A 17,559-nucleotide genomic window follows, 5' to 3' on the forward strand; every position below is an offset into this window, starting at 1 on the left:
AATTGGCCGGAACGCGCTTTTGTAATGTGTTTCTGAAACGATAGGTAACCGGTTACATACGAGAATGTGCAGATCTGACGCCGACTTCAATAAAAAGTCACAACCCTGTTTCATTTTTGTGATGATGATCTCCATGCACAGGCTTAACGCGGCGAAATCCGCGAAAATCCGCAGAAATGTGTAGAATGACGCAACATTTTTTCTCTTTCAGGTGTGCCTGATGTCGACAATGCAGGAAGTGGCGTCCAGAGCAGGCGTCTCCAAAGCCACGGTGTCCCGCGTGCTTTCCGGGAAAGGCTATGTGAGCCAGGAAACGAAAGATCAGGTGTTCAGAGCCATTGAAGAAACCGGCTATCGCCCGAATTTACTGGCGCGCAATCTGGCGACCAGTAAATCCATGTGTATCGGGCTGGTGGTGACCAATACGCTGTATAACGGCAATTATTTCAGCGAGTTAATCTCACAGGCGGCCAAGAAACTCGATGCCAACGGGCGTCAACTGATTCTGGTGGATGGCAAAAACAGCGCCGCTGAAGAGCAGGAAGCTATCGAGTTTTTGCATGATTTACGCTGCGACGGGATCATTATTTATCCGCGCTTTTTATCGGTCGATGAAATGGATCTGATCATCGATAAATATAAAAAGCCGGTGATGGTGGTGAACCGTAAATTGAGAAAACATCAGAGCCACTGCATATATTGCGATCATAAAGGCTCGAGTTATCAGGCAACGCAGGCACTGATCGCCCGCGGTCATCGGGATATTGCTTTTATTACCGGTTCGATGGATTCCCCGACGGCCATTGAACGCCTGTCTGGCTACAAAGACGCGTTAATCGCCGCCGGTCTGACCGTGCGCGAATCACTGATTGTGCAGGGAAAATGGTCACCGGCCAGCGGCGCGGCGGCTGTCAGCGCTCTGCTTGCCGCAGACCACTCGTTCAGCGCCATCGTCGTCAGTAACGATGAAATGGCGATCGGTGCAATGAAGCAACTCAGCGATGCCGGAATTAAAGTGCCTGATGCGGTTTCGGTGATCGGGTTTGATAATATTCCGACCGCACCGTTTTTAATTCCCGCACTCTCCAGCGTAAAAGATCCGGTGAGTGATATGGTCAGTGAAGTCATTAATCAGATTATTTCGATGCTCGACGGCGGATATTTATCAGAAAAAAATCAGTTTACCTCTGACCTTATTTTGCGGGATTCAGTGGCAGACGGACCCTTTTATTCCCCCGATAAAAACCGCGCCTGACCCGGTCTAAGCACTTCCCCGATAAATAGCCGCACTCTGTTGCGGCTTAGTCTTTTCTGGCCGCCAGTCCCCTTCTTTCCTCAGCGCAAAAACCTTAAGCTTTTTGTGCCATCACATTAAAGCTCCTGAGACAGCTGCCGATAACCATTACGCCTATTTAAACCCAAAAGTGGAATTTAACTTAAGGCCGATCTTTTTGCTAAAAACGCTTAATTTTAAGCATCTTAGAAGCAAAATTTGACGAACTAAGAATTATCTTATGCTAACGTTTCATCACACATCACAGCAAAAATGCGTCGGGAACAGACGCACTATTCAGCCGGACTCTGATTTGGGAGGACCCCGCACAGAGGCGGCCAGCTAGCAGGCAAATTAAAATGAACGAAGATTCTGACGTACTGTATCGGTTGCTGGTTCAACGCGTTGAAGATTACGCAATTTATATGCTGAAACCCGATGGCACCGTGGCGAACTGGAATGCCGGTGCGCAGCGAGCCAAAGGTTATGCGCCTGAGGAAGTGGTCGGGAAACATTTCTCCTGTTTTTACACTGAAGAAGATAAAAAGAGCGGCTGGCCACAGCACGGGCTGGAAACAGCGCGCGAAACTGGCCGTTATGAATCTGAAGGCTGGCGTCAGCGCAAAGACGGCTCGCGTTTTTGGGCGCACGTCATCATCGAAGCCCTGCGCGAAGCCGGTCAGATCATCGGGTTTGCCAAGATAACCCGTGACGTCACCGAGCGCCGTGAAAACAAACAGGCGCTGATGTACGCCAAAGATCTGGCCGAATCGAACAGCGAGCAGCTTTCCGCCCTCACCCAGTTTCTCAATACCGTGATCGCCAATATTCCTTCGTCGGTGATCGTCGAAAATGCGGTATCCCGGGAAATTCTGCTGGTGAATCGTCAGGCTGAGCGTCTGCTCGGGATTTCGCGCGAAGAAATGCTTGGTAAGCGCCCTCAGGACTGTATGGGCGTCGGCCTGAGTTCGTTTATCAATAAACAGTCAGACGAATGTCTGCGCGCGGAAGGCGTGCATAAAAGTGAGCAGCAGTTGCTGACTGCCATCGGTGACCGCACACTGCAAACCACCAGTTCGGTGATCCGCGGGCACGATCCACAAACCAGCTACGTAATGATGATTGCCGATGACGTGACCGATCAGCACGCAGCGCACGCGCGCATTCACCACATGGCGCATCACGACAACCTGACCAGCCTGCCCAACCGTATTCTGTTCAGCCAGCGCCTGAGCGAAGCCTTGCAGCAAGACAGCTACACCCGCACCCACACCGCCACGCTGTGTCTGGATCTCGACAACTTCAAAAACGTCAACGATGCGCTCGGCCATCAGGTCGGCGACGAGTTGCTGCGCGCGATTGCCAAACGTCTGCGCATGACGCTGCGTGATGACGATACGCTGGCGCGCATTGGCGGGGATGAGTTCGCCGTGGTACTGCCGGGTCTGAAAGATATCGCTGCCGCGCATCAGATCTCAAAACGCCTGATAGAGTCCGTGCGTCCGCCGGTGATGGTCGACGGCCATTCGCTGTCGGTCGGCCTGAGCATCGGCATTGCATTGGCGGATTCACCGGACAACACGCCGGATCAGCTGCTGCGCTGTGCAGACATGGCGCTGTATGAGGCCAAACGCAACGGCCGCAACCGCTATGAAGATTTTCGCATTGAGATGGACGCCGCCGCGCGCAAACGCCGTCTGGTGGAACTGGATTTACGCGATGCGATTACCTGTAATCAGCTGCGTCTTTACTATCAGCCGATCACAGATGCCAAACATGATGCAGTGATCGGTTATGAAGCGCTGATGCGCTGGCACCATCCGCAAAACGGGCTGATCATGCCGATCGATTTTATTCCCATTGCCGAAGAAACAGGGCTGATCCACAGTCTGGGATCGTTCGCGCTGCATGAAGCCTGCCGCGAAGCGACCACCTGGGCGGGGAACCAGACCGTTGCGGTGAACCTCTCGCCGATCCAGTTCAAAAACAGCGGTCTGGTCTCGGTTGTCGAATCCGCACTGGCCTCGTCAGGGCTGGCGCCGGAAAGGCTGGAAGTGGAAATCACCGAATCGGTATTACTGGATAACACGCTCGGCAACGTCGGCACGCTGCGTAAACTTAAGGCACTGGGCGTGCGCATTGCGCTGGATGATTTTGGCACCGGTTATTCATCGCTGAGCTATCTGCGGTCGTTCCCGTTCGACAAAATCAAAATTGACCGATCGTTTATCAATGATATGCAGGACAGCCCGGAAGCGCTGGCGATTATCCGCGCCATCACCGGCATGAGCCGCAGTCTGGCTATTCAGACCACTGCCGAAGGCGTGGAAACCGACGAGCAGTTCAGGCGTCTGAAAGAAGAAGGGTGTTCATTGTTCCAGGGGTATTTTTTTGGACGGCCTCAGCCCTCAGAATCCCGCCTGCTTGGCTTTGCACCTGTCTGATGCTATCCAGTAGACCAGAAATCGGTAAGACCCGATCGGGGAATAAAGGGGTGTTTTGCGGTTTAATTCAGGCGATTAGCCTTTCTTAAATCGCGTAACGCGCCCGGATAAAAGGAAAAAAGCCCGCTTCATGGTTAACGCGAAGCGGGCTTTTGGCTTTCAGAACCGCATCAGATCATTGGCAAGTTCAGCCCGTTGCGCTCTGCGCAGGCTGCCGCCTGTTCATAGCCGGCATCGGCATGACGCATTACGCCGGTCGCCGGATCGTTCCACAACACGCGCGCCAGACGGGCATCCGCCTCTTTGGTGCCATCTGCCACAATCACCATACCCGCATGTTGTGAAAAGCCCATACCGACGCCGCCGCCGTGATGCAGGCTGACCCAGGTCGCGCCGCCTGCGGTGTTAAGCAAAGCATTGAGCAGCGGCCAGTCGGAAACCGCGTCGGAACCGTCTTTCATCGCTTCGGTTTCCCGGTTGGGAGAGGCAACGGAGCCGGTGTCCAGATGGTCGCGGCCAATCACCACCGGCGCTTTAAGCTCACCGTTGCGCACCATTTCGTTGAACGCCAGCCCGGCGATATGACGCTCGCCCAATCCCAGCCAGCAGATACGCGCCGGTAGCCCCTGAAACGCAATGCGTTCGCGCGCCATGTCCAGCCAGTTGATCAGGTTGGCGTTATCCGGGAACAGCTCTTTCAGTTTGGCGTCGGTTTTGTAGATATCTTCCGGATCGCCGGAAAGTGCCACCCAGCGGAACGGGCCTTTACCTTCGCAAAAGAGCGGACGGATATACGCCGGAACAAAGCCGGGGAAATCAAAAGCGTTGGCCACACCCTGGTCTTTCGCCACTTGCCGGATATTGTTGCCGTAATCGACGGTCGGGATACCCATGGCGTGGAAATCGAGCATCGCCAGCACGTGTTTGGCCATCGAGGCTTTGGCCGCGTTGATAACTGACTGCGGGTCAGACTGACGCGCCGCCTGCCATTTTTCTACGCTCCAGCCTTCCGGCAGATAGCCGTTCAGCGGATCGTGCGCAGAAGTCTGGTCGGTGACGATATCCGGGCGCAGGCCACCTTCTTTCGCGCGCGCCACCAACTGCGGCATCAGCTCGGCCGCATTGCCCAGCAGGCCAACGGAAATCGCTTTTTTCTCGGCGCAGGCTTTCTCGATCAGCGCCAGCGCTTCATCAATGCTGTGCGCTTTATGGTCGAGATACCGGGTACGGATACGAAAATCAATACGCGATTCCTGACATTCAATCGCCAGCACGCAGGCTCCGGCCAGCACACCGGCCAGCGGTTGCGCACCGCCCATGCCGCCCAGACCTGCGGTTAAAATCCACTTGCCGCGCAGGTCGCTGTTGTAATGCTGACGCCCCGCTTCAGCGAAGGTTTCGTAAGTGCCCTGCACGATGCCCTGAGCACCGATGTAAATCCACGAACCGGCGGTCATCTGGCCGTACATCATCAGCCCGGCTTTATCCAGCTCGTGGAAATGTTCCCAGTTCGCCCAATGAGGCACCAGATTGGAATTGGCGATCAGCACCCGCGGCGCGTCGGTGTGAGTGCGAAATACGCCGACCGGTTTGCCGGATTGCACCAGCAGCGTTTCGTCTTCGCGAAGCCCGCGCAGGCTGGTAAGAATGGCTTCAAACGCCGGCCAGTTGCGCGCCGCTTTGCCTATTCCGCCGTACACCACCAGATCGTCCGGGCGCTCGGCGACGTCCGGATCGAGATTGTTTTGCAGCATGCGGTAGGCCGCTTCGATCAGCCAGTTCTGGCAACTGATTTCTGTGCCGTGCGGGGCACGAACAACGCGGGCAACGGCAGTTTTTTGTGGAGCGTTCATTTTCGGTTCCTTTATCGGGTCAGGAGAATCAGGCAAAACTCGGCAACAGCGCTTCAACCGCCGCTGGCCAGCGTTCACGGGTGGCCCACAGGCGCATCATTTCAACGTCCGGTGCCATCAGGCGGTCATGTTCAAGGAACGGCACATCGGCGCGGATGGATTTCAGCTCGTTTTCCAGTACCGGCGAACTTTGCAGCGGACGGTGGAAATCAATGCCCTGCGCGGCGGCCATTGCCTCAATGCCCACCACGACGCTGGTGTTAAAGCACATGTCGCCCAGACGGCGCGCGGCGTAGGTCGCCATTGAGACGTGATCTTCCTGGTTGGCCGAGGTCGGCAGGCTGTCCACGCTGCCCGGATGCGCGAGGGATTTATTCTCAGAGGCCAGCGCGGCGGCGGTCACCTGCGCAATCATAAAGCCGGAGTTCACGCCACCGTCGTTGACCAGGAATGGCGGCAGGCCGGAAAGCCCGGTATCAAGCAGCAATGCCATCCGGCGCTCGGAAATCGCGCCGATTTCGGCAATCGCCAGAGCGAGGATATCTGCGGCAAAGGCCACCGGTTCGGCGTGGAAATTGCCACCGGAAATCACATCGCCGTTTTCGGCGAACACCAGTGGATTATCGGATGCCGCATTGGCTTCGATACGTAAAATACGGGCGGCGTGATGAAGGTTATCCAGACACGCGCCCATGACTTGCGGCACGCAGCGGATGGAATACGGATCCTGCACGCGGCCACAGTTGGAATGCGACGTGACAATGTCACTTCCTGCCAGCAATTCGGACACCGCCGCCGCCACGGCGATTTGCCCCACCTGACCGCGAGCCTGATGGATGCGTGCATCCAGCGGTTTCACCGAGCCTTTGATGGCTTCCAGCGACAGTGCGCCCGCCACCAGACCTGCCGCAAAAACGCGTTCGGCTTCAAACAACCCGGACAGCGCCAGCGAGGTTGAGACCTGCGTGCCATTGAGCAGCGCCAGCCCTTCTTTCGGACCCAGCTCAAACGGTGTCAGCCCGACCGTTTTCAGTCCTTCCACCGCTGACACTTTCTCCCCCTTAACCGTCACCTGACCTTCGCCTATCAGCATCAGGGAAAGATGCGCCAGCGGCGCTAAATCGCCGGACGCGCCCACGGAACCTTTCTCAGGAATACACGGATAAACACTGGCGTTGAATAAGGCGATCAGCGCATCGATCACTTCAATGCGGATACCGGAATGCCCGCGCGAGAGGCTCAGCACTTTGGTGGCCATCACCAGACGCACCACGTTATCGGCCAGATCCTTGCCAATGCCGACGCTGTGCGACAGCACCAGATTGCGCTGCAATTCAGCCAGCCTTTCCGCCGGAATGCGCGTTTGCGCCAGTTTGCCGAAGCCGGTATTAATGCCATAAACCACTTTGCCGGATTCGACGATGCGCGTAACCGTCTCCTGAGAAGCCTGAACATCTGCCCGCGCGTGCTCCGCCAACTCGAGGCGGACGTTACCCTGATAAATCTGGCGCAGCGTCGGTAGATCAACCTGACCCGGTTGCAGATGGCAAAGGGTTAATTCTGGGGATGAAGAAGCCATAATCTATTCCTGTATAGACAAGTTAAGCTAAACGTAAACCCGAACAAAATCTGTCGGGCTGTTGTTTGCGACCGTTAATCCGTAATGACTGACGCCCAAAGCAGCAGGCCGTCAGGGTGTTCTGTGCTGACGATAACCGGGTTTATCTCCAGAGTTGCCGTCCAGTAAAAGCCGTCGCCCTGCCCGATTTGCGCGCCGTCCGGCAGTTGCCAGTCACCACTCAGGACGTAAATCACGCCGCCGTGTTCAGGCAAAACCGCCAGCGTTTGGCGGGCAGAAATCACCTTCGCACGACAGGCAGTTCGGCGGGTCATGATGTTGAAATCAGTGGTGACACCGCCGTGCAGCCGGGCGCTCACCGACTCTTCACCGCGAAACGAATAGGGTTCCCCAACACGGCTGAGGGAATGGCGGATGTCCGGCGAAGCCAGCAAATGAACGCCCTCACCGCTGAGTAACGTTATCGAACGGTCAATGCCGGGGAAAACCGAGAACGGGCCGTCCTGTGCAATGGTCGCGATGCTGGCGCGCCAGTCAAAATTCGCGCTTCCTGCCGGAACGCTGATGATTTCGCGTGTTTCGCCGCCGCCGTTGCGCCACGGGCTGACCGGCAGCCCCATCAGGCTAAATGGCTGCCAGCCGTTCATGCGCCACCCTCCGCCAGCTGATTCAGTACTTTCAGGAAATCTGCCGCCGCGGCCTGTTGCTGTTCATGCTGGCCTTCGACAATGCGCGCGATACCGCCGACATAAACATCGCGGATTTGCCCGCTGTGACCGGCAAACAACCAGCGGTTAAGAATTTCGCTATTTTTGGCCGCTGCAAGATAGGGATCGCGGCCATCCAGCACCAGCCAGTCGGCACGATAGCCCGCGGCCAGCTTGCCAGTCGCGACGCCGCATGCCTGTGCGCCGCCCTGTAAGGCGTGGGAATAGAGCACATCGCCGACGGAATGTTGATTCTGATGCGGCAGCGTCAGGCGGTTGCGACGCTGATCGCGCAGACGCTGGCCGTATTCGAACCAGCGCAGTTCTTCCACTACGTTGAGCGAGACGTGGCTGTCGGAACCAATCCCCCAGCGGCCGTTGTGCCCGAGATATTCCACGCCGGGGAAAATACCGTCGCCTAAGTTAGCTTCGGTGGTCGGACATAATCCCGCTACCGCGCCGCTTTTCGCCATGCTGGCTAATTCAAAACGGTCGGCGTGCGTGGCATGGATCAGGCACCAGCGGCTATCAATATCCAGATTGTCATACAGCCAGGTGATGGGCCGCTGGCCGCTCCAGCCGAGGCAATCGTTCACCTCTTTTTGCTGTTCGGCGATGTGAATATGCACGGGAGAATTTTTGTCGCCCGCCGCCAGCACCTCGCGCATTTGCGAGAGCGTCACGGCACGCAGTGAATGGAAGCACAGACCGGCGTTTTGAAAAGGTTTTCCGCCAATCTGCTGGCGGATCGCCTCCTGCTGTTGCAGATAGCTATCGACGTTCTGAATAAAGCGTTTTTGCCCGTCCTGCGCGGGCTGCGCGCCAAATCCGGCGTAGCTGTACAGCACCGGCAGCAGCGTCAGGCCGATGCCCGCCTGCTCCGCCGCCGCGCTCAGCTGTGCGGTCATTTCGCCGCGATCGGCATACGGCTTCCCGCTGATGTCGTTATGCAGATAGTGGAATTCGGCGACCTGCGTATAACCGCCTTTGAGCATCTCGATATACAGCTGGCGGGCGATGACGCCTGTCTGCTCAGGCGTAAGGCGCTGCACCATGCGATACATCAGGTCGCGCCACGTCCAGAAGCTGTCCTGCGGATTTCCGGCAACTTCCGCCAGCCCGGCCATCACCCGCTGAAAAGCGTGCGAATGCAGATTCGGCATGCCCGGCACCACCGGCCCGGACAGCGGGATACAGCCCTGCGGGTCGCCACCCGGCGTCACCGCCGTCAGCATTCCGGCAGCATCAACCTCCAGACGAACATCGTGCGCCCAGCCGTGGGCAAGTAACGCGCGTGAAGCAAAATAAGCAGCCATGACTTCGTTCCTGAATCAACATGGGGAAACATAAATGCAATTTTTGATAAACAACTGCTACTGTTTTAATCAACTTGTCTATACATATACATATGCCTGATTGCGCTGTAAACTTGCAACAGGAATTTTTTTGATTTTTGTTTCCGCCGTCCTCTTTTCGTTTGCCTGCCCGTGGGGGACACTACGGGGCTGTGAACGGATAACAATTCAGCAAGATCAACGAGCGAGGTACGAGACATGTCGGAGCCGACACCACTTTTTCATTCTGGTGCAGCGCAACAGGGAGTGTCCCAGCAGACATTGTCCGAACTGGCAGCCGCAATGAGCGACACCCCCGCCCCTATCTATCAGCGCGTGAAACAGGCGATCGTCAGCCAGATCCGTGCAGGCGTGTGGAAACCGCACCAGCGCGTGCCTTCCGAGAGCGAGCTGACCAACGAGCTGGGCGTCAGCCGCATGACCATCAACCGCGCGCTGCGGGAGCTGACCAGCGAAGGTTTTCTGATCCGCATGCAGGGTGTTGGCACCTTCGTGGCCGAAGCCAAGGCCTATACGCCGATGCTGGAAGTTCACAACATCGCCGATGAAATCGCTGCGCGCGGCCATCAGCACGACAGCAAAATTCTGCTGTGCGAAGCCCGGCTGGCGGATGCCGCACAGGCGCAGCAGATGGACGTTGCCCTCGGGCAAATCCTGTTTTATTCACAAATCGTGCATTACGAAAACCATGTGCCGGTACAAATCGAAGAGCGTTTTGTGAATCCGGAAATGGCCCCGGATTATCTGCAAGAAGTGCTGAACAAGCAGTCGCCCTACACCTATCTGATGACCATCGCACCGCTGACCGCCGGTGAGCATCGCGTGGAAGCCGTCAGCGCCAGCGACGAGCAACGCGAACTGTTGCAGCTTAGCGAGCACGAGCCTTGTCTGCTGATCCACCGCCGTACCTGGAGCGGCAGCCGCGTGGTTACGTCGGCGCGGTTGATCTACGCCGGTTCCCGTTATCAGCTGTTCGGACGCTTCACCAGTCACGGTTAAGACCCTTTTCGCTTGCCGGTTTTCGGGTTATGCGCTAGGTTGACTTTAGTTGTCTATACAAGATCAACCTTGTCCGGAGCCCGTCATGCCTTTAACGCTGTCCCCGCATTTCTCTTCTGAACCCTCCTCGCAATGTGACAGCGTCTGGCGCGGCGCCACACTGGTCACCATGCGGGACGGGAAATACAACCTGATCGAAAACGGTGCGATTGCCGTCAGCGGCGGCCAGATCCTGTGGATCGGCCCTGATGCTGACTGCCCGGATTACCCGCATGCCATCGAACATGAATTCGACGGCGGGATCATCACGCCGGGGCTGGTCGACTGCCACACACATCTGGTGTTTGGTGGGAACCGCAGCGCCGAATTTGAACAGCGACTGAACGGCGTGAGTTATGCGGAGATTGCCGCGGCGGGCGGCGGAATTTTATCGACGGTTAACGCCACCCGCGCCGCCAGCGAGGATGAACTGCTGGCGCAGGCATTATTCCGCCTGCAACCGCTGCTGGCAGAAGGTATCACCTGCGTGGAGATTAAATCAGGCTACGGTCTGAGCGTGGAAAGCGAAATTAAAATGCTGCGGGTGATCCGCAGGCTCGGCCATATGCTGCCGGTCGAGGTGAAATCCACTTGCCTTGCCGCCCATGCGCTGCCGCCTGAATTCAAAGACCGGCCAGATGATTATATTCAGCTAATTTGTGACACCCTGCTGCCGGCGATTGCGCAGGAAAACCTCGCGGACGCCGTGGATGCATTTTGCGAACATCTGGCGTTTTCGCCAGAACAGGTCGACCGTGTGTTCAATGCCGCAAAATCCCTCGGCCTGCCGGTAAAACTCCACGCCGAACAGCTCTCCTCCCTGCACGGCAGCGCGCTGGCCGCACGCCATCACGCGCTGTCTGCCGACCATCTGGAATACGCCACCGAAGATGATGCCAAAGCGATGGCCGCCAGTGGCACCGTCGCGGTGTTACTGCCCGGCGCATATTATTTGCTGCGCGAAACGCAGTGCCCGCCGGTGGAACATTTCCGCACGCACGGCGTGCCGATGGCGCTGGCCAGCGATGCCAATCCGGGGACATCTCCGGCGCTTTCCCTGCGCTTAATGCTGAATATGGGCTGTACGCTGTTTCGCCTGACGCCGGAAGAAGCGCTGGCCGGTGTGACCTGTCATGGCGCACGGGCGCTGGGGTTGCAGGATTCCCACGGCACGCTGGAAGCGGGCAAGGTCGCCGATTTTATTCACTGGCCGCTGTCGCGTCCGGCGGAACTGGTTTACTGGCTGGGCGGACAACTGCCCTGCACCGTTATTTTTCGTGGTCACCTGCGTGGAGAAGTTCGTTTATGAGCCTTTCAGCTAATTCTGTTATTGCCGAACCGTTACATTTCGTCCGGGGAAGTGCCCCGTTGCTGATCAGCATTCCGCACGCCGGAACGCACCTGACGCCGGAGGTCGCCAGCGGACTGACCGACGCCGCGCTGCCGCTCTCAGACACCGACTGGCACATTCCGCAACTGTATGATTTTGCCCGTGCGCTCGGGGCCAGCATTCTGGTCGGGCAATATTCGCGCTTTGTGATTGATCTCAACCGTCCTGCGGACGATACCCCGCTCTACGCTACTGCGACGACCGGCCTGTTCCCCGATACCTTGTTTGATGGCCGCCCGACGTTTAAAGCCGGGATGGAGCCGACCGTGGTTCAGCGCCAGCAGTATCTGGAGCAAATCTGGCAGCCGTATCACCAGACCATTGCGTCAGAACTTGCGCGGATGAAACAGTCATTCGGCTATGCGCTGCTGTTTGATGCACATTCTATTGCCTCACAAATCCCGCGTCTGTTCGATGGCAAACTGCCGGATCTCAATCTCGGTACCAACGGTGGCGCGAGCTGTTCGCCCGGTTTAAGCGGCGTGGTGGAAGGCGTTTGCCTGCAACAGACGCGCTTTAGCCACGTACTTAACGGGCGTTTCAAAGGCGGCTACATCACCCGTGAATATGGTCAGCCGGATATCCATCAGCACGCGGTTCAGCTGGAACTGGCGCAGGTGAATTACATGGAAGAAATCGAGCCATTCGCCTATGACGAAGAGAAAGCCCGTGAACTGCAAAGTATCCTGAAACCACTGCTGGCAGGCATGCTGGCGTGGGGCGAACAGCAATATAAGCAATAAAACAGTCATACGATGATCCGGTGCCGGTTCCCCGCCTGCACCGTCAAATCTCTACATTCACAAACCTGTCATGTCTGCGTCACACACTCTCTTTAGGCTCAGCTGCACCAATAAGTCCCAAAGAGGATAGTACCGTCATGAACATTCCAGCTTTTACAGGCGGGAATGCGCCCCCGCGCATTGCTTCTCCTCCCGCTATCGCTCTCCATCAGGTGTCTCATTTTTTCGGGAGCACACCGGTACTCAATCACGTCAATCTGACTGTCCCCAAAGGCACGATCCTCGCCCTGCTCGGCCCCTCGGGCTGCGGCAAAAGCACGTTGCTGAAAATGCTCGCGGGTTTACTGCACCCCGCCTCCGGGCAGATCAGCTTCGACGGCGAAATCGTTGCCAGCGGCACCTTCAGCCTGCCCCCGGAGCGACGCAATCTCGGCATGGCCTTCCAGGATTACGCGCTGTGGCCGCACATGAGCGTGCGGCAAAATGTCGCGTTTCCGCTGCAAATGCGCGGAGTGCGTGGCGCGCTTTTGCAGGAAAAAGTGATGGCTGCGCTCGATCGCGTCGGGCTGGCAGATTTCGCATCACGACGCCCTTCTGAACTTTCCGGTGGTCAGCAACAACGTGTGGCGCTGGCGCGGGCGATTGTCGCTGAGCCACGCATTCTGCTGTTCGACGAACCGCTCTCCAATCTTGACCGCGATCTGCGCGAAAGCCTGTGTGAAGAGATGGCGACGCTGTTGCGCCAGCTCGGCACCACGGCGGTGTACGTCACCCATGACCGGCACGAAGCGCGCGCACTGGCGCACAAGATTGCGCATATGGATCAGGGCGCGATCGCCCGTATTGACCTGAATGATGCTTCCGTTGTTTCCCCTTTTGTTGCTAAACCTCTGATGGAATTGACTCAATGACTCGCACACATCTATCCAGAACCAAAACAGGCGTAATGACTGCAATGACTCTTTCTCTCGCAATGGCAGCGGGCAGCGCACAGGCGCTGACGCTTTATACCGCCGGGCCGGGTTCGCTGGCCAAAAAACTGGCGGCGGGCTATGAAAAACAGACCGGCGTAAAAGTCGATGTGTTTCAGGCCACCACCGGCAAAGTGATGGCGCGACTCGAAGCCGAACAGGCCAATCCGCGCGCCGACGTGCTGATATCAGCGTCATGGGATACCGCGACCGATCTCAAACAGCGCGGCTGGTTGCTGGAATATCAGAGCCCGAACGCGGCGCAGGTTCCGGCGCAGTTCAAGACGCCGTATTACGTGGCGCAAGGCATTTCCGCGCTGGGGATTGTGTGGAACACCAAAAGCGGGACGTCTGAGCCGAAAGACTGGGGTGACCTGACCAAACCCGAGTTCAAGGACAAAGTCACCACGCCGGATCCCTCCCTGTCCGGCGCCTCACTGGATCTGCTGATCGGGTTGCAGAATGCCCACGCGCAGCAGGCGTGGAAATTGTTTGATGACCTGAAAGCCAACGGCATGATCATCGCCGGGCCGAACGCGCAGGCGCTGACGCCGGTGTTACAGGGCGCAAAAGCGGCGGTGTTCGGCGCGGTGGATTACGTCTCATACGCCAGCATGCAGGACGGTGAATCCGTCAAAGTGATTTTCCCGCAGAGCGGCACTGTGATCGCCCCGCGCCCGATGATGATCCTTAAATCCAGCCAGCAGCAAAAAGAGGCTAAAGCCTTTATCGATTACGCCCTGTCGCCGGAAGGCCAGCAGCTGGTTGCCGAAGCCTGGCTGATGCCTGCCCGCACGGACATCGATGCCAAACGTCCGCTGTTTAAATCCCTGAAACTGCTGCCGGAAGACCCGAAAGCGTCCGCCTCACGCAAAGACGTTCTCGATCGTTTCGCTAAACTCTTCGCCCAGCCATAACCGCCCGCCGGGCTGCGCACGTGCTGTGCAGCCCGTTCTGAGAACCGAATCATGAATAAGAACGCTTTTCTGCCTGGCGTGACCGGCCTTGCGCTGCTGTTGCTGGTCGCCGTGCCGGTCAGCTTTGTGGTGTTGCAGGCGATTTTCCCGCATCTGGACACCAGCAATTATTCTGCACCATTCACTGCCTTTTCCCGTGTGTTCACCGAACCGCAGATGCTGGCTCTGGTCGCAACAACGTTAAAAGTCGGGCTGGGCGTGGCGTTGTGCAGTGCTCTTATCGGCGTGCCACTCGGTGCATTGCGCGGGCTGTTCCGGCTGCCGGGTGCTGCACTGTGGGACGTGCTGTTTCTGGTACCGTTTTTGCTGCCGCCGTATATCGCCGCGCTGTCGTGGATGCTGGCGTTACAGACCAACGGTTATGTGCAACAGCTCTTGCCGTGGTTACATCTCAACGCGTTTTTATTCTCGCTGCCGGGCATGATTGCGGTGATGACGCTAAATATTTTCCCGGTGGTCTATTTCGCGGTTTCGCGCAGCATGGCTGCCAGCGGCAGTCGGCTGGCGGATGTCGCGCGGATCCACGGCGCGGGCGCAGTTCAGGCCTTTATCCGCATCACCCTGCCAATGGCGTTACCGGCGATGGCGTCGAGTTTACTGCTGGCATTTACGCTGTCGATTGAGGAATACGGCGTGCCCGGCGCGCTGGGGTCGCGCAGCGGTATTCTGATGCTGACGACCGGTATCGAGCAGCGGCTGGCAGACTGGCCAATAGATTTGCCGGGCGCGGCGGTGCTTTCGCTGGTGCTGGTGGCGATGGCGTTATGCGCTTACAGCGTGCAGCGCGCGGTGCTGGCGGGGAAAAATGTCGAAAGTCTGACCGGCAAACCGGCGGACGTCACACCAAAGCCGCTGTCCGGCTGGACGTTTCCGGTGCTGGCGCTGTTTTCACTGGTGGCGCTGATTGCCGTCGCGCTGCCGCTGGCATCTATGCTGGCAACGGCATTTTCCGGCACGCTGTCAGGCGGACTGGCGTTTTCCAATCTGACACTTCGGCACTTCGCGGCGCTGTTTGACGTCCACGGTGACGCGCTGAGTGCGCTTTCTACCAGCCTCAGTCTGGCGTCAGCGACCGCACTGATTGCTGGCGCAACCGGATTTCTGGCGTCGTGGCTGGTGGTGATGCGGAAAATTCGCGGCGCGGCCATGATCGACGGGCTTTCACTGTTGCCCGCCGCTCTGCCGGGTATTGTGGTCGGCGTCGGGCTGATTCTGGCGTGGAACCGCAGTTTCTGGCCGGTCACGCCTTACAACACCTGGGGGATCTTGCTGCTGGCCTACTGCTGCCTGCTGCTGCCTTATCCGGTGCGCTACGTCAGTGCGGCGCTGAAACAGATTGGCGGCAATCTGGATGCCGCCGCCCGCGTTCACGGCGCATCGGCGGCGCAGACGTTGCGGCTGATCCTGCTGCCGCTGGTGCTGCCGAGTTTGCTGGCCTCCATGATGATGGTATTTGCCGTCGCGTCGCGCGAACTGGTGACCTCCCTGCTGCTTTCTCCGGCGGGCGTGCAGACGGTGTCGGTGTTTGTCTGGCGGCAGTTTGAACAGGGCTCGGTGGGTGACGGGATGGCGATGGCGTCGGTCGCCGTATTATTGAGCCTGACGCTGATGTTAGCCGCGTTCAGGCTTTCGCAACGCCAGGCATGAATTAACTTTCGCTCTGAGGTTCTGCGTGCGGGCGGTCACCTGCCGGGATCAATAAACCGGCAGCGACGGCCAGCACGGAAATCACCGCCGACACCACAAACACCCAGTGCAGCGAGGCCGCCACGCTGTTAGTGAGCGCGCCGAGCTGGTCATTACCCATCGCGCTGCGGGTGGCTTTCTCCATCAGTTGCTGCACCGGATCGGCAATCTCCGGTAAACGGTATTGCAGATTGAGGTTAAGCGTCGCGCCGAGTAATGCAGTACCGATGGCGGAGCCGAGCATCCGCGTAAACAGCGTGGATGCCGTGGCAATCCCGCGGATCGCAGGGCCGACGCTGTTTTGCACTGAGACGATAAACGTGGTGTTACACAGCCCCATTCCCGCACCAATCGAAAACGCCGCCAGACGCGCAACCCACAGGCCCGACGTCGGTGAAAGCAACAGTAACGCCAGGCTGCCGCCGACCAGCAAAATCCCGCCGATCACCGCGGTGGCGCGGTAAGAGGTCGCCTGCATCAGACGGCTGCTGAGCATACTTGCCAGCGGCCAGCCGATGGACATCAGCGCCAGCGTGGTTCCCGCCTGAAGCGGCGTGCCGCCGAGCACGCCCTGCACGTAGGTCGGCAAAAATGCGCTAATTCCCATCATGGTCGCGCCGATAATCAGGCCGCCGATATTCCCGGCGATAATCACCTTGCTTTGCCACAGCTCCAGCGGGAACAGCGGCTCCGGCGTCCGTCGTTCCTGCCGGATAAGCAACAGCGCGCTGCATACCGCCAGCGCAATCAGCCCCAGCGCCCAGTAACCGAGCACTTCGGCCTGCAACAGCGCCAGCAGCAACGCGGCCACTGAAAGCGTCAGATATCCGGTTCCCGCCAGATCCAGCTGATGTTGTTTACGCTGGCCGTCCGGCGGCAGGTATTTGATCAGAATGCCCATCGCCACCAGCCCGATCGGCACGTTGACCCAGAACACCACAGCCCAGTGAAAATGCGAAACGATAAACGCGCCCATCAGCGGGCCGACGATCGCCGAAACGCCCCACACGCTTGACAGATAACCTTGCGCTTTGGCGCGCTCCTGCGGGCCGTAAACATTGGCGATAAGCGTGGTGGCAATCGGCGTGATTGCCCCGGCACCCAGACCCTGCAAGGCGCGAAAACCGATCATCCAGCCGAGCGAAGGCGCAAAACCACACAGCACCGAGCCAATCAAAAACAGCGTAGTGCCGATGAAAAACATCTTCCGGCAACCGTACAAATCCGCCAGCCTGCCATACACGGGCACGGTGATCGCCTGCGTCAGTAAATAGACTGCAAATACCCAGCCAAGCAGCGAGAAACCGCCGAGATCGCCAATAATGGTCGGCATCGCGGTCGCGACAATCGTCACTTCTACGGCGGCCATAAACATCGACAACATGCAGGCGATGAGGATCAGCGGGCGGTGAGCATTTTTAACGACGGGTGAGTGTTCAGATGAGTGCGTAACGGCCATGTTCTCTTTTTTCTTCAGATTGATGCATTAAAGCTAATCCTGAATTATAGACAAAAAAAACGGCTCCTGGCGAAGAAGCCGGAA

At 57.8% G+C, this 17,559-nt stretch carries 13 protein-coding genes; 8 read left to right on the plus strand and 5 right to left on the minus strand.

Annotation, left to right across the window (positions count from 1 at the left end):
* The first annotated feature begins 220 nt into the window (after positions 1-220).
* Both I2123_RS13435 and I2123_RS13440 read left to right on the plus strand, forming a co-directional pair.
* The gene (locus tag I2123_RS13435) at positions 221-1,255 is read left to right on the plus strand and encodes a LacI family DNA-binding transcriptional regulator (protein ID WP_213050694.1); all 1,035 of its coding nucleotides are present in this window, start codon (positions 221-223) and stop codon (positions 1,253-1,255) included.
* 377 nt (positions 1,256-1,632) lie between these two features.
* Positions 1,633-3,717, plus strand: coding sequence for a sensor domain-containing protein (locus I2123_RS13440; RefSeq protein WP_213050695.1), 2,085 nt, complete (start codon positions 1,633-1,635; stop codon positions 3,715-3,717).
* 170 nt (positions 3,718-3,887) lie between these two features.
* Here I2123_RS13440 and hutU read toward each other — a convergent pair whose 3' ends face one another.
* The 4 genes from hutU to I2123_RS13460 form a co-directional block, all read right to left on the minus strand.
* A complete protein-coding gene (hutU, locus tag I2123_RS13445) occupies positions 3,888-5,570 on the minus strand; it encodes a urocanate hydratase (RefSeq protein ID WP_112167652.1) in 1,683 nt (560 codons plus the stop codon).
* A gap of 28 nt (positions 5,571-5,598) precedes the next feature.
* A complete protein-coding gene (gene hutH / locus I2123_RS13450) occupies positions 5,599-7,149 on the minus strand; it encodes a histidine ammonia-lyase (RefSeq protein WP_213050696.1) in 1,551 nt (516 codons plus the stop codon).
* Positions 7,150-7,223: 74 nt separating this feature from the next.
* Positions 7,224-7,796 carry a HutD/Ves family protein gene (locus I2123_RS13455; protein ID WP_213050697.1) on the minus strand — a complete coding sequence of 191 codons (573 nt, stop codon included), beginning with the start codon at positions 7,794-7,796 and terminating at the stop codon, positions 7,224-7,226.
* Complete coding sequence (locus I2123_RS13460; protein ID WP_213050698.1) at positions 7,793-9,172, minus strand: formimidoylglutamate deiminase; 1,380 nt, start codon at positions 9,170-9,172, stop codon at positions 7,793-7,795. Before I2123_RS13460 ends, I2123_RS13455 begins: the two co-directional genes overlap by 4 nt.
* Before the next feature lie 237 nt (positions 9,173-9,409).
* On the opposite strand from I2123_RS13460, the gene hutC reads away from it, so the two are divergent.
* From hutC to I2123_RS13490, 6 genes are all read left to right on the plus strand, one after another.
* Positions 9,410-10,210: a histidine utilization repressor gene (hutC, locus tag I2123_RS13465; RefSeq protein WP_112167648.1), complete on the plus strand. Its 801-nt coding sequence runs from the start codon at positions 9,410-9,412 to the stop codon at positions 10,208-10,210.
* An 85-nt stretch (positions 10,211-10,295) separates the two neighbouring features.
* The gene (gene hutI, locus I2123_RS13470) at positions 10,296-11,558 is read left to right on the plus strand and encodes an imidazolonepropionase (protein WP_112167647.1); all 1,263 of its coding nucleotides are present in this window, start codon (positions 10,296-10,298) and stop codon (positions 11,556-11,558) included.
* Positions 11,555-12,382, plus strand: a complete 828-nt coding sequence (gene hutG, locus I2123_RS13475) for an N-formylglutamate deformylase (protein WP_213050699.1) — start codon at positions 11,555-11,557, stop codon at positions 12,380-12,382. Before hutI ends, hutG begins: the two co-directional genes overlap by 4 nt.
* 137 nt (positions 12,383-12,519) lie before the next feature.
* Positions 12,520-13,293 carry an ABC transporter ATP-binding protein gene (locus tag I2123_RS13480; RefSeq protein ID WP_213050700.1) on the plus strand — a complete coding sequence of 258 codons (774 nt, stop codon included), beginning with the start codon at positions 12,520-12,522 and terminating at the stop codon, positions 13,291-13,293.
* Positions 13,290-14,270, plus strand: a complete 981-nt coding sequence (locus tag I2123_RS13485; RefSeq protein ID WP_112167644.1) for an ABC transporter substrate-binding protein — start codon at positions 13,290-13,292, stop codon at positions 14,268-14,270. Before I2123_RS13480 ends, I2123_RS13485 begins: the two co-directional genes overlap by 4 nt.
* Before the next feature lie 51 nt (positions 14,271-14,321).
* Positions 14,322-15,977 (plus strand): ABC transporter permease, encoded by a 1,656-nt coding sequence (locus I2123_RS13490; protein ID WP_213050701.1) that lies wholly within the window; start codon positions 14,322-14,324, stop codon positions 15,975-15,977.
* A 1-nt stretch (position 15,978) separates the two neighbouring features.
* Here the strand turns inward: I2123_RS13490 and I2123_RS13495 are convergent, their stop codons facing one another.
* Positions 15,979-17,475, minus strand: coding sequence for an MDR family MFS transporter (locus tag I2123_RS13495; protein ID WP_213050702.1), 1,497 nt, complete (start codon positions 17,473-17,475; stop codon positions 15,979-15,981).
* Positions 17,476-17,559 lie beyond the last annotated feature (84 nt).

It is taken from the genome of Rahnella inusitata (genome assembly GCF_018288855.1).
Taxonomy (GTDB): domain Bacteria; phylum Pseudomonadota; class Gammaproteobacteria; order Enterobacterales; family Enterobacteriaceae; genus Rahnella; species Rahnella inusitata.